This is a genomic window from Roseovarius sp. TE539, from assembly GCF_003298505.1.
Lineage (GTDB): Bacteria > Pseudomonadota > Alphaproteobacteria > Rhodobacterales > Rhodobacteraceae > Roseovarius.
Genome location: NZ_QNGB01000003.1, coordinates 34,456 through 47,731, shown reverse-complemented (window position 1 = coordinate 47,731; position 13,276 = coordinate 34,456). Strand labels below are relative to the sequence as shown.

At 65.3% G+C, this 13,276-nt stretch carries 10 protein-coding genes; 3 read left to right on the top strand and 7 right to left on the bottom strand.

The genetic code is table 11. From position 1 onward, the window contains the following. Positions 1–237: 237 nt before the first annotated feature. Together DQW77_RS02670 and DQW77_RS02665 are read right to left on the bottom strand one after the other, a co-directional pair. Entirely contained in the window at positions 238–1,338 is a 1,101-nt protein-coding gene (locus DQW77_RS02670) for an LLM class flavin-dependent oxidoreductase (RefSeq protein WP_113256650.1), read from the bottom strand. Between the two features lie 17 nt (positions 1,339–1,355). After that, positions 1,356–2,831, bottom strand: coding sequence for an aldehyde dehydrogenase (locus tag DQW77_RS02665; protein ID WP_113256649.1), 1,476 nt, complete (start codon positions 2,829–2,831; stop codon positions 1,356–1,358). 690 nt (positions 2,832–3,521) lie between these two features. On the opposite strand from DQW77_RS02665, the gene DQW77_RS02655 reads away from it, so the two are divergent. After that, entirely contained in the window at positions 3,522–5,282 is a 1,761-nt protein-coding gene (locus tag DQW77_RS02655) for a hypothetical protein (protein ID WP_147094918.1), read from the top strand. A 13-nt stretch (positions 5,283–5,295) separates the two neighbouring features. Next, entirely contained in the window at positions 5,296–6,279 is a 984-nt protein-coding gene (locus tag DQW77_RS02650; protein WP_113256646.1) for an SUMF1/EgtB/PvdO family nonheme iron enzyme, read from the top strand. A gap of 155 nt (positions 6,280–6,434) precedes the next feature. On the opposite strand, the gene DQW77_RS02645 is transcribed toward DQW77_RS02650, so the two are convergent. Then, the gene (locus DQW77_RS02645) at positions 6,435–7,988 is read right to left on the bottom strand and encodes a hypothetical protein (RefSeq protein WP_113256645.1); all 1,554 of its coding nucleotides are present in this window, start codon (positions 7,986–7,988) and stop codon (positions 6,435–6,437) included. A 263-nt stretch (positions 7,989–8,251) separates the two neighbouring features. On the opposite strand from DQW77_RS02645, the gene DQW77_RS02640 reads away from it, so the two are divergent. Further along, positions 8,252–9,325: a tetratricopeptide repeat protein gene (locus tag DQW77_RS02640; protein WP_113256644.1), complete on the top strand. Its 1,074-nt coding sequence runs from the start codon at positions 8,252–8,254 to the stop codon at positions 9,323–9,325. Positions 9,326–9,337: 12 nt separating this feature from the next. On the opposite strand, the gene DQW77_RS02635 is transcribed toward DQW77_RS02640, so the two are convergent. The 4 genes from DQW77_RS02635 to DQW77_RS02620 are packed head-to-tail and all read right to left on the bottom strand — an operon-like array spanning position 9,338 to position 13,252. After that, positions 9,338–10,075 (bottom strand): SDR family oxidoreductase, encoded by a 738-nt coding sequence (locus tag DQW77_RS02635; RefSeq protein ID WP_113256643.1) that lies wholly within the window; start codon positions 10,073–10,075, stop codon positions 9,338–9,340. Beyond that, positions 10,072–11,388 carry an FAD-binding oxidoreductase gene (locus tag DQW77_RS02630; protein WP_113256642.1) on the bottom strand — a complete coding sequence of 439 codons (1,317 nt, stop codon included), beginning with the start codon at positions 11,386–11,388 and terminating at the stop codon, positions 10,072–10,074. The genes DQW77_RS02635 and DQW77_RS02630 overlap by 4 nt, the downstream gene beginning before the upstream one ends. Beyond that, positions 11,385–11,819: a GtrA family protein gene (locus DQW77_RS02625; RefSeq protein WP_113256641.1), complete on the bottom strand. Its 435-nt coding sequence runs from the start codon at positions 11,817–11,819 to the stop codon at positions 11,385–11,387. The genes DQW77_RS02630 and DQW77_RS02625 overlap by 4 nt, the downstream gene beginning before the upstream one ends. Continuing rightward, positions 11,816–13,252 (bottom strand): UbiA family prenyltransferase, encoded by a 1,437-nt coding sequence (locus DQW77_RS02620; protein WP_258523647.1) that lies wholly within the window; start codon positions 13,250–13,252, stop codon positions 11,816–11,818. Before DQW77_RS02620 ends, DQW77_RS02625 begins: the two co-directional genes overlap by 4 nt. Between the last annotated feature and the right edge of the window lie 24 nt (positions 13,253–13,276).

Genomic DNA, 13,276 nt, shown 5'->3' with positions numbered 1-13,276 from the left:
ATACTCCCGCCGGTGGTGTCCCCTGGGCGCAAACTGCAGGCTGACGCCGATGAAAACCGGGTGCGCGCCTTCCGAGCGCGCCTTTGGCTCCGGGCCGGCGCGTGAGCAGGCCAGGTCATGGCCAGATCATGGTCGGTGCCCGCCTCTGTTGCCGTCATCGTGTGCCCCGGGTCGGGGTCGCCATGGCGGCGGGCACCACGGCGGTCTCACTATCGGCGGGCGCGCCCTTGCCCCCGGTCACGATGGGGGGTCCGGATCGGCGCGGGCGTGCGGCGTGGTTCCCCCGGCATGGGCCATCTCGTTTTCCCGGAATTCCGGGAGAACCTTGTCGATGAACAGTTGCAGGGAACGCTTCTGCTGCTCCATGTCCATGCCCATCGAGGCATAGTAGAGGAAGGCATCCACGCCGATACCCTCGTACATCCTGAGCTTCTCGGCGACCTGATCGGGAGATCCGAACATCAGGTTGTCCTCCAGCATCGCGGGATCGACACGGGCGTTGCCGTCAAGCTCTTCCAGAGGGACCTGCTCGGGGAAGCCGTTGATGACCTCGCCCTTTTTCATCATCAGGTTGCCGAACTGCCCCAGAACGTGGCGGACCGCGGCGATGGCGCTGCGCCGGTCCTCTTCGGTCTCGTAAACGGCGGTGTGGCGCATCAGCGCCCAGGTGCCGTCATAGCGGCCGCCATTCCTGGCGATCGAATCATCGAGCCGGGCGCGGTAGGTCTCGGCCTCCGAGAACGGCATGGTCAGCGGCCAGCTGAGGATGTTGCAGCCGTGCTTGACCGCGTAGTCGAAGGTGATCGGCGCGCGCGCCGCCACCCAGACCGGCACCTCGTCCTGCACCGGCTTGGGGCAGGACGTCGCGCGGGGAAACTGCCAGTATTCGCCGTTGTGTTCATGGTCGCCTTTCCACAACTCGCGCACCACGGGCAGCATTTCCTGCATGTAACGCCAGCTGTCCTTCTGATCGAGGCCGGGTTTCATCCGGTCGAACTCGCGCTGGTAGGCGCCCGAACCGATGCCGAATTCCAGCCGCCCGTCGCTGAGCACGTCGAGAAGCGCCGCCTCGCCGGCAAGGTTGATCGGATGCCAGTAAGCCGCATTCACAACACCCACGCCCAGCCGGATGTTGCGGGTGTGCTCCCCCCACCACGTCAGGATCTGGAAGGGGTTGGGCGCGATCGTCATCTCCAGCGCGTGGTGTTCGGCGGCCCAGGCGATCCTGAACCCGGCGGCATCGGCCATCTGCACCATTTCCAGCGTATGGTCGCGCACCGCGCGGATGTCCGTTCCGGGGGTCATACGCTCCATGTTGATCGCCAGATGGAATTTCATGTCGGATCTCCCTTGTGTCAGCGTGGCTGGAACGGGTTGGCCACCGGATCTTGCGATATGTTCATCCACACCGTCTTGGGCCGCGTGTAGTCATAGACGGCCTGAAACCCGCTTTCGCGGCCGTGGCCGGAATTCTTCATGCCGCCGAACTCGGCCACCGGCGAGATCGCGCGATAAGTGTTGACCCAGACGATCCCGGCGCGGACGGCACGCGACATCCGCAGCGCCCGCGCGCTGTCGCGGGTGAAGATGCCGGCGGCCAGCCCGTGCACCGTGTCGTTTGCCAGTTCCAGCGCCTCTTGCTCGGTCCGGAACCGCAGAACACTCAGAACCGGGCCGAAAAGCTCGGTGTCGACGATGCGCAGGTCCGGGCGCGGGCAGTCGAGGATCGTCGGTTCGTAGAACATCTCGCCGGCCGCCTCGGCGCGACGGCCGCCGCAGACAAGCCGCGCGCCTTCCTCCAGCGCGCGGGCGACCTCGCGCTCGATGGTCTCGAGCTGCCCGCGGGTGCAGAGCGGCCCCATCTCGGTGTCCTCGGCCATCGGATCGCCAATGCGGATACCGGTCGCGACCCGTTCCATCCGGGCAATGAAATCGTCGGCCACGTCCTCGTGCACGATGAGGCGCGAGCCGGCGACGCAGCTCTGGCCCGACGCCCCGAAGATCCCCGCCACGGCACCGTTGACGGCGCTTTCGATATCCGCGTCCCCGAACACGATGAAGGGCGATTTGCCGCCCAGTTCCAGGCTCACCTCGGCAAAGTTGCTGGCCGCGTTCATCAGCACGTGGCGTGCCGCCACGGGACCGCCGGTAAACGATATGCGTGCCACCAAGGGATGAGAGGTCAGAACTTTGCCGCAAGGGTCGCCATGGCCGGTCACGATGTTCACCACGCCATCGGGGATACCCGCCTCTGCAAGAAGCCTGCCGAATTCGAGGATCACCGCCGGGGCGTGCTCAGACGTCTTGAGCACGACGGAATTGCCGGCCGCCAGGGCCGGGCCGATCTTCACCGCTGCCAGGAAGAGCTGGCTGTTCCAGGGCACCACGGCGGCGATCACGCCAAGCGGCTCGCGGTTGGTGAAAACGAACATGTCGGGCTTGTCGACAGGCAGGGTATCGCCCGCGATCTTGTCCGCCGCCCCGGCATAGAAGTGGTAGAACTCGCTGATATACTTCGCCTGCCAGCGGGTTTCGCGGAACATCTTGCCGGTGTCGCGGGTCTCGACCTCGCCCAGATGCTCTGACCGGTCGGCCAGAAGATCGGCCAACCGACGCAGGCAATGGCCGCGCTCGGTGGCGCTCATCTTGGCCCATGGCCCCTCGTGACAGGCCCAGTGCGCCGCGCGCACCGCGCGGTCCACATCCTCGGCGCCGGCTTCGGGGACAGTCGCCCAGACCTCGCTCGTGGCCGGGTTCAAACTCGGGAAGGTCGCCCCGCCGGAGGCGTCGACCCATTCACCGTCGATCAGCATCTTGTAATCTTGCACCATTCGCCCTCCGAGCTTTCCGCGACCCAACGATCAGCCATACGCCGCCACATGCGGCTTTTCCGGGCCTGCGGTGCCGTTCGTGGCGGCCGCCGTCACCGAGATGGCGATCCCGTGCAGGGCGCTTATGCAGTTCCCCGCGGCGCCAGTCCGCGGACTCCCCGAACATCCTGTCCGTGCGGTGTTGCCGATCCGTCGGGACGCCGCCGAACGCTGCCACAGAATTTCAATTCCTGAAAACGAATTATTTTGCTGTATCGGTTCGGGAATTTCGAATTCTTGCCCGGTTGTGCATCATCTCGACTTCGATCTTCCCGGAAATCCCGGGGACCGGCGGCCCTGTCCTGCCCTCGAACAAGACGGGCACAATCCGATCCACGGAGACCACCCGTTTCAGGCCGCGGGAGGCGAAACCGGGCTGGCGATTCTTCGTCGGGCCGAGTCCGGGACAGCCCGGCATCGCGGTTTCGCCGCATCAGCGCGGTGTGCTGGCCGGAATACCGGAAACACGCCGGGTGCCCACCTGCCGGATTCCGCGCCAATCCAGTCCCGGCGGCAACGCTTCGCTTGAGATACGCGCAGGCGCGTTCTAGAGTTTTTGCAGTCGGGATCGGCGGGCTTCGGACCATTTGTTCCTTCACGCGCATGCTGCCATGCGCAGATGCCCTGCCAACCATTGAACGGAGGTGGATTTTGAAGTTTGCACTTGGGGGACTCGCCGCGTGTCTTCATCGGGGCGCCTTTTTGATGGTCATGGCCGTGCCGGCCCTTGCCCTGGCTTCGGAAGCAAGGCCCGACCGGGCCGACATCTTGCGAAAGCAGATGGAACAGTTCGAGGCCGTCGTACCGAAGACATCCATCGAATTGCAACCTTTCCGCGAAGAAATGACGGCCACCGGGCCGGATGGATTGCAACTCACCCTGACCTCGATGAATCCCGCAAACGATTGGTGGTACCTGCTTGAAGTCGAGCCAGCGGACTCGTGGCGCGACCGTGCCGCGGCATACCATATCGAGAACGCGGATCCGCAAAAGTGGCGCATCACCCTGAGTGGTGGCGGCAATCCCGAACTTGTCTTCCGGAGCGACAGCAGCCGACACGCCTGTCGTCCATGGGAAGAAAAGTCAGCGGAACTGGAAAAGGCGGAGGCGACCGGCCTGCCCTACGCGCCGATCTGCGGCGGCCGCGCCTATCTGCGCAACAGGGTCTCGGGGTCGCGCACGAGCCGCGAGGCGGTGGCCGAATTCCTGCGCGACAACGTGGTGTTCGGAGACAGCATCGTGAACATGATCAAGGGGGCCTTCTACGAGGATGCTTTCATGCAGTCGGGGCCGCTTCTGGACGGGGCCGAAGGCGGTGATGTCGCCGGGTCGCTGGGGCGGGCAAGGCTGGCCAGCCACCCCGTGATGCAGGCCTATTTCGGCTGGGATCTGGAAGGGACATCGAACGGCCGGATGGAGGCCGGAAGCTGGTACGCCATCAAGGATGCCCCCGGCATCTATGCCAGTGCAATGCAGCCGGGCATGATCCACCCCGACATCCTCAACCGGAGGGGCGAGACCAATTACCTCGATTCCGTCGAGCGACGGGCGGATGTCTACCTCGTGGCCTTTGATCTCGCCGAATTCGAGATCGGCTACGAGGTCGGGACCGACCACCCGCGCCTGGGCTGGTCATCCCGCCCACGCGGGGCCGGACGCAACTGGAACATTCCTGGTCCCGACGGCATAGACAGGTCTGATCCGCTGGTGCGGACCGGGATGCTGAGCCCGTCACTGACCGAGCGGGTGGCGGCCACGTTTACCGGCGGTTTCAAACGCGATCACGGTGCCTTCAAGTTCAGCGATTACGCGACGTTCAATCATGGCCACCACTACGGCTTCATGACCAAGGGCGTGATCCTCAGCAAGCTGCAACCCAATCTTTCGACCCTCTTCCTGATGGAGGATGGCAGCATCCACATGCGCACATGGACCGAGGCGGACCGCAAGCTTCTGCCGAAACTCCGTTTCGCCCGCCAGAACGGCGTTCCCCTGATCGCGCCCGATCCCGAAACCGGCAAGGGCGTGCCAGGGCGGTTCGTGCGCAGTTGGGGCGGCGGCAACTGGTCGGGTTCGGCCAACGCGGATCTTCGGACCTTGCGCGCGGGCGCCTGCATGAAGGACGTTTCTGGACGGCAGTTCCTGATTTACGCCTATTTCTCCACCGCCACGCCCTCGGCCATGGCACGCACCTTCCAGGCCTATGGCTGCCGCTACGCGATGCTTCTGGACATGAACTCGCAGGAGCACACCTACATGGCGCTCTACACACAGACAAACGGCGGGCTTAGGGCACGCCATCTGGTCAGCCGGATGTCCGCGGTCGATGGCCGCCGCCGTGATGGCACCCCCATCCCGCGTTTCATCGGCTATTCCGACAACAGGGATTTTTTCTACCTGCTTCGCAAATGACGGGAGATCGAGGATGTTGAAACTTGCTACAGCCGGGCTGGCCCTTGGCACGATGCTGACCTTCGCCGGGATCGCCAACGCGCAAAGCCTGAAAGCCAACAACGAAGCGATGTTCCGGGAGATGCAGGCGGCGCGCGGGCTGAGCAATGCGGAAATGTCGAAAATACGGGGCATATTCGCCGGATCGCGCTTTATCGGGCAGGGCAACCCGGCGGTGACGCGGCATCCGATGAGCCGCCAACAACTGGAGGCGAAACTGGGCACCGATCCGAAACGCTACTATCGCAATCCCGGATTCGAACGAATCTGCGGCGAGAGATACATGGCCCCGCTTTACGATCCGGCCATTGAATCGCCCGGCGACGCCGAGGTCTGCGTGGACATGTTCGAGTATCCCAACGTGCCCGGCATGTACCCGGTGACATGGGTGCGCGCCAAGGAAGCGGCCGAGCTTTGCTGGGCAGAAGGCAAACGCATGGGTGACGCCCACGAGTGGGAGGGTGCCGCGCATGGCGCGCTGACCGAGCCGGATTATTTCTTCGGCATGAGCGTGCAGGCGGCCCGGGCCCGCCACAATGCAAAATACCAGTCGTCGGCCCGTTACAGCATCGGCAAACAATGGCGGCGCGGGGTTTGCGCCACAGGCAGTCACAAATCCGGCAGTTGCAATGGCGGCAGTTTCACGGGGTGCGGATCAAACACCTATCCGGCCGGCAGCTTTCCGGGATGCAAGAGCCCCTTCGGCGTCTACGATCTTGACGGCAATGCCGCCGAACACATGAACCTTCCCCGGTCCCCGGCCGAGATGGCCAGCCGTGGCAGCCGCAAACTGGGCGTGACCGAGATGAAGGGAAGCTGGTTCATCTGGGACACCGTCCGCGCGCATACCCACTGGAGCCGCTGGCGCGCGCCCTATTGGCACGGAAGCCGGGTGATGGCCGGGCACAGCCATCGCAATTATCACTTGGGGTTCCGCTGTTTCAAGGACGTACGCTAGAGTGCGTTGCGCCGGATCGGAGTCCCCCGCCTGTCTCCGGACCGTTTCCGATTGAATGCAACACGCTACAACACGGTGGGCCGGGCCGGAAACGCGAAACGGCGGCCCGCGGCCGCCGTTGACGTTCGTGCTGCCCGCCATTCCGGGACGAGTGGTCAGTTGCCGGCCAATGACGCCATCAGGAGGCGCGGACCACGGATCGGACCTTCCCTGCTCACAAGCGCCGAATAGGCCGGGTCCGACATCAGCTGACGCAGATCCACGGCACGCCCGTCAAGATACGCCGTTCGGCTGACCAGACGGATACCGTGGCTGTAATCGGCATAGGCGGCGCCGTGCACGGTGCTGAGCGGCTGGATAGGCTTGCCGCCGGGCCGGTGCCAGCCATAGATCGCCACGCGGCTTGGATTGCGTGTGATACGGTTGGTCAGCACGAGATCCTTCTTGTGCCCCGAGATCAACGCCGTCGCCCCGGCGCCGGCGCGCCTGCGCTGACCCTCGACGGTGGCATTGTGCTTGACCAGATAAGCGGTCGACGTCATCCGCGGGCCCGGCGTCATCGGGCGGGGCGTCAGACGCAGATCAGCGGCACGGTAGATGAGATCAACCATCTGCGCCGTGGGCAAGAGCATGTCGAACCGCTCCGCGATGCGGGTGGCGGCGCGCAGCCCGAGCGGCACCCTTACAAAATCGCGGTTGCCGCCAAGCGCAAGGTAATCCGGCGTGACACAGAGTGTCAGGGTCGCGCGGCTGCCGTCACGCAGACGCCCGGTGACACTGACCGGGGCGAGACGGCGCATCGTGTCGGGCATGTTGCCGGACAGGATCTGCCCGGTCACGTGGCGGTCACGCACGGTGCCGCCGACCGAGGCAAGCTGTGCCATGAAGGCTGTGCCATCCGGGGCGTTTCCGGACCGGCGGGGCATGTCGCGGGTAAGACGGCGCGGACAGTTGCCCACGCCCTGCGCCAATTGCAGGGTTGGATCATGCAGCACCGGCGGTGGCGCGGTATCCGGGGCGCCATCACCGGCCTCGGGCGCCGTGGCCGCGGTAACAACAGCCTCCGCCGGTTCGGGGGCGCTGACCGTGACCGTGGTGTTCAGGCTGTCCGGACGCAGGCGCGGGCGCAGGGACGTGCCGAGCCCGGCCCGCCGTTCCTGGCCATCTTCCACTTCGGCCACGGGGGCCTCGACCGGGGACGGCGCGGCGTGCGCACCGTCGGAGGCGGCCGGGGCATCAAGCCGGGCCAAAAGCGTCTCCGGCACCAGGGTTTCCGGCCGCAGACGCGGCCGCGGACCGTCAAACGTGAACCGGTCGGGCCGCGCGGGCGGGACCACCGGCGGCGCCCCCGCGTAAAGCCGCGGCGGGTAGAAGGGCCGGGTCGCATTTCCAGCCATCGGTGCGTCGGGGCGCGGCGCGGCCATGTCCGGGCGCGATGCCTGCGGGCGCCGGATGGGCGTGACCTGCGGCAGATCGGGGGACACGCCGGCGCGCAGCGTGCCGACGATCCGCGGAGCGGCAGGCGCCAGCGCCGCAACGGGCCGCGGTTTCGTGATCTGCGTGTTTCCGGAGTTGAGGCCAATGACGAAGCCGCATCCCGCCAGTGCCAGACCAGCCCCGACGAGAATGGCGCGCGGGGCAACCGATACGGTGTGTGCGCGGGTCCGGGCGGCACGCGTGGCGCCTTTGATATCTGCGATGATTCTCATGACTGTCCCTCTATGAGTGAACACTTAACTTCACAATAAGGCAACGTCAGGCGTGAGCGGGGAACAGCCACAATGGCGGGAAACCGCCGTTCCGAGCGGATCCGGAGGCATGTCACGTGTTGGCGGACGGAGCATGGCACCGCCGCCCACGCCGCAGCCATGCGCCCTTGCCGCAAGGGTCGTGGCGAATTGGCGAATCGGCTTTCCACGCAGCGCCAGACACGGCAGACTGCGCACGAATCTGAACCAGGCGGGGGATTTCAATGCGTTTCCGGACACGAATTTCTTCGGCGATCCTGATCTGTCTCGGCGTGACGGCGCTGCCGGCGGTGGCCAGCGTTTCGATCGTAGACGCGGACAAACGCTGCCGGGAGGCCGCAGGTCCACCGGACGCCGGCACTCCCGTCAGCCGTGAGGCACTCGATGCCTATCTCGGCGCCTTGAGCGATGCGCGCGCTGCCTGCGAGGAGGCGATCACGCTTGATCCGCCGGCACCGGACGCCCTTTTCCAGGTCGGCGTGATCCGGCAACGCAGCGGCAAGCACGGCGAAGCCGTGGATCTGTTCGATCGCGCCGCGCAATCCGGCGTGGCGGCCGCGCATACCAAGCTGGGTGACTATTACAATTTCGGAATTGGCAGGATTGACGAGGATCTGGACCGTGCCATTGCCGAATATCGCAAGGCGGCCGAACAGGGCGATGCTGCCGGGATGACAACGCTTGCGATCATGTACCGACTCGGGCGCGGCGTGGAGCAGGATAATGCGAAGGCCCTGGACCTGCTGCGCGCAGCTTCGGATCAAGGCTATCATTTCGCGCAGGTGCGCCTTGCGGAAGTGATGCTCAACCCCGAGGGCATCCCCGCAGAGGAGGCCGAGGCTCTCGGACTGCCGGCCCCCGATCAGGCCACCCGTCTTCTGGGCCGCGCCGCGATACAGGGCAATCTATCGGCCGCGGTGGATCTGGCCGCGCTTTACGCCAATGACGAGAACGGTGTCGCGGCCAACCCGAACCTGCACGCGCTCTGGACCCGCCGCGCCGCGAAAGCCGGGATGCCCTCGGCGATCAGGACACTTGGCGTCATGCACGAGCAGGGCCATGGTGTGGATTACGACCCGGCCAAGGCCGCGGCGTTCTATGTCGAGGCCCTTGAAACCGGCAAGGTCGACATCGAGGGGCTGCGCGATGTCAATGGGTTGCCGCGGCAACGCTGGGACCGCGCGACCGCGATCGAATTCCAGAAGATCCTGATCGACCGCGGGCTTTACCGCGGAGCTCTGGACGGTATCGTGGGGTTTGGCACCAAGGCCGGAGCGCGCAAGCTGGCCGGCGACTGAAGGCCCCGTGCCTCAGATGCTGAGTTTTTTGAAAATCGCCTCCGGGATGTTGCGGATCACCAGCATGACAACCGCCCATACACCCTTGACGTAAATCACGTTGCGGCGCTTCTCGGCGGCGCGCGCGACCGCCACGGCAAGCGTTTCGGGGTCCGTGGTGAGTTTCTCGGGCAGGTCCAGCCCCTCGGTCATTCGGGTGGCAACGAACCCCGGCAGCACCGTAAGGACATGCACGCCCCGCCCCGCCAAACGGTTGCGCAGCCCCGAAAGGAAGGCGGTGAATCCGGCTTTCGCGGCACCGTAGACATAATTCGTGGCCCGCCCGCGATCCCCCGCCACGGAGCTTATACCGATCAACGTGCCGCTGCCGCGCGCCTCGAACAGGTTGGCGAGAAGCGCAAGGATGTTGGCCGGACCCTCGAAATTCGATCGCATCACTAGGGTCGCGGCGGCGGGATCGCGCTGGCTTTCGGCCTGATCACCCATGTAGCCCACTGCGCACACGGCGATCTGCGGCAGGGCCGGCAGCCCGTCAAGGAAGGCTTCGTGCGTGTCCGGCGCCAGAACATCGAAATCGTGCAGGCTGACGGTGACACCGTAGCGCAATTCCATGTCGGTCTTTTCCTGCGAAAGGCTTTGGGCATTGCGCGCTGCAAGTTGCACCGTGTGGCCCAGATCGGCGTACCGGTGGGCAATGGCGAGGCCGATATCCGATCGGCCCCCCAGAATCAGGACGGGTTGGTCGGTCAAATCTGCACCCTTTCGGATTGGCGTGATGAAAATTCCCGCACAAGCCCGGTGTCTTGCCGCATCGCCCGGAAGGCGGCGGCCCGCGGATCGGCGCTGTGCAGCGTGTTAGGTTTCAGGCGGCCATCCTTGGCAAGATAGAAGCGGCCACCATGCGCAACGGTTATCTCGTCGAGCCGCTCCATCATTGCGAGGCTGCGGCGGGACACGGGGAAATCCAGCGCCAGCGTGTACCCTTCCATCGGGAAGGAGAACCGGCTTTCCTGAGCGCCGAAGCGTTTGAGCACCGACAGGAACGCGCCCTGCCCGGCGGCGGCCACGGCATCGAGCAGGGAGCTCAGCCCCGCATACGATTCGGCCAGCGGCAGCACGCACTGAAACTGCACGAAGCCGCGCCGCCCGTAGATGCGGTTCCAGCCGAGAACCGAATCGAGCGGATAGAAGAATGGATCCCATCCCACATGGACGGTTCCGGCCTTGCGGCAGCCATTCCGGTAATAAAGCGCGTTGAAAGCCCGCATCGCGGCACGGTTGAGCACGAACCCCGGCAGATCGGCCGGCACGGTACGCGCCCGGCGCGCAGGCGGCCCATGCGGGCGGCGGGCAGCCCGTGGCGGCAACTCATCGAGCGCGGCATGCTCGCCCAGCATCACCAGCGATCGGCCCTGACGCGCGCCGGTGGACAGGCAATCTATCCATGCCACCGAATAGGTGGCGTCCTGCGCGGTCTCGAAGGTGTCCATCGTTGCCGCCAATGTCGGTGCGGGAAGTATGCGCTGCCGGATCCAGCCCGTCTCCACAGCGGTGAGGCGAACCGCGGCTCGTATTATCACACCGGTCAGACCCATCCCGCCAACCGTCCATTCGAACAACGCCTCGCCGGGACCTGTGCGGCGGATCTCTCCGCCGGGGCCGATTACCTCGATCCAGTCCACGAAATTTCCGAAACTGCCATCACAATGATGATTCTTGCCATGCACGTCCGCGGCGATCATGCCACCGATGGTGACGAACTTGGTCCCCGGCGTGACCGGCGGGAACCAGCCGCGCGGCAGAAAGGTGCGAATCACGTCTCCAAGGATCACTCCGGCCTCGGTGATCAGTTGTCCGGTCTCGGGATCGAAGGCGATCATGTGGTTGAAATGGCGCATCGAGATGGTGTTGGACGGGTTCATCGCGCTGTCGCCATAGGCACGTCCGTTGCCCCGCGCGATCCCCGGCCCGGCGTCCAGACACGCGCGCAGTTCCACCGCATCGCGCGGCGCGCTCAGGCGGCAATCGGCAACCGGATAACGCCCCCAGCCCGACAGTTTCACGGCGTCACCCCGCCAAGGCGGTCATCGGTGAAAACGTAGCGCCGGTCGAGGTTGTATTTCACCACGTAACCCACCGTCAGGCCGAGGACCGCGCCGGCCTCGCGCATCGGGTCGCTGCGCCAGATCCACCAGAACAGGGTCTCCGTCCCCCAGAAGATGCAGGTGGTGACCACGCCCATAGCGGTATAAAGCGCGAACTTGCGACCATGCGTGGCCAACCCGGTGGAAAGGTCGAGGAAGATCCAGCGCTTGTCGAGGACGTACTTGATCAGCAAGCCGGCGATGGTGCCCGCCCCGATCGCCAGCGCCAATGCCATGCCGGGCGACATCGGGCCGGACAGGGCAAGCACCATGCGCTGCACCGCGAGGTTTGCAAGCGTGGCAATCACCGCGAAGGCCGCGTAGCGCAGGATCAGGGTGCGGCGGCTCATGTCAGCGCCGCCCCGACCGCACAGGCGATCACCAGTAGGATGCAGATCTGGCTGGTCCGGTCCTTGACCGCGTAAACCACGGGATCGTCATCCATGCCGCCGCGATGCGTGACCATGACCATGTTGCTGATCCAGTAGAGCAGCACCAGGCAAATTCCCCACAGGACCGAGGGACGGCTGTAGATCTCCTGCACCGCAGGGGAATTGAGGTACAGCGCCATCACCAGCACCGAAACATAGCCGGCTGCCGTGGCCATCTGTGCCACAAGTGTCAGGTCGTCGGCGTGATAGCCCCTTCCGGCTGCTGAAAGTTGTCCGCGCACCGCGCTGTCGACCAGTTCCGCCTGCCGTTTCACCGCTGCCAGCGACAAAAAGAAGAAGATCGCGAAGGCGAGGATCCAGACCGAGAGTGGCAGGCCCGTGGCCACCGCCCCGGCAAGGATGCGAGTGGTGTACAGCACGGCCAGTGTGCAGATGTCTGCCACCACCAGCCGCTTGAGCCATAGCGAATAAAGCGTCGTGAGAATGAAGTACCCCAGCATCACCAGAACGAAGAGCGGCCCGAGCGTCAGCGCCACCGCCAACCCCGCAAAAAGCAGCGCCGGCGCCATCGCCGTGCCAAGCCGGATCGGCAGCGCCCCTGACGCCAGGGGCCGCCGGCATTTGCGCGGATGGGCGCGATCGGCCGTCAGGTCCAGCAGATCGTTGAGGATGTAAACGCAGGACGCCACCAGACAAAAGGACAGGAAGGCCAATGCGCTCTGCAGAGCGACGGCGGTCGAGAAATGATGCCCGGCCAGCATCGGCATGAAGACCAGAATGTTCTTGAGCCATTGATGCGGGCGCAAGGCCCGCAGGATCGCCCACGCCCCGCCCTCCGGCGCCGGCAAATGCTCGATCCGCCCGCCAAGCCCGTCGACCTGTCGGCGCAGACCGCGTCCGGCACCGGCTGTCACGGCCCGTCCGGCGCTCTTCCAGACGGGCAGGTCGGCACGGCTGTCGCCGATATAGGCATATCCCTTCGTGCCATACCGCTCGGTCAGGAACCGGGATTTGGCCGGCCCCTTGAGGTTGCGCTGTCCGTCGGAACCATGCGCCTCGTCGAAAAGGCCCAGATGCGCCGCCACCCTCTGAACGAGCCCGTCATCGGCGGCACTTACAAGAACCACGCGGCCCCCTGCACTGCGCCAGTTCCGCGCGTAATCCAGCACCGCACCGTTATAGGGCAGCGCCGCCGGGTCGTGATCGGCTGCTGCCGCCAACCGCCGCTTCAGCGCCGCCCGTCCGGTGGCAAGAGCCCGCAACGCCGCGAACGGTGTGCGCCAATCCCGCCCGAGTGCCGACCAGAAGCTTTCGAACAGCATGTCGGAATGGATCAGCGTACCGTCCAGGTCAACGACCAGCACACGGCATTTTCCCAGATCGTCTTTCAAAACAGCCCCTGTCCCGGTCCTTCG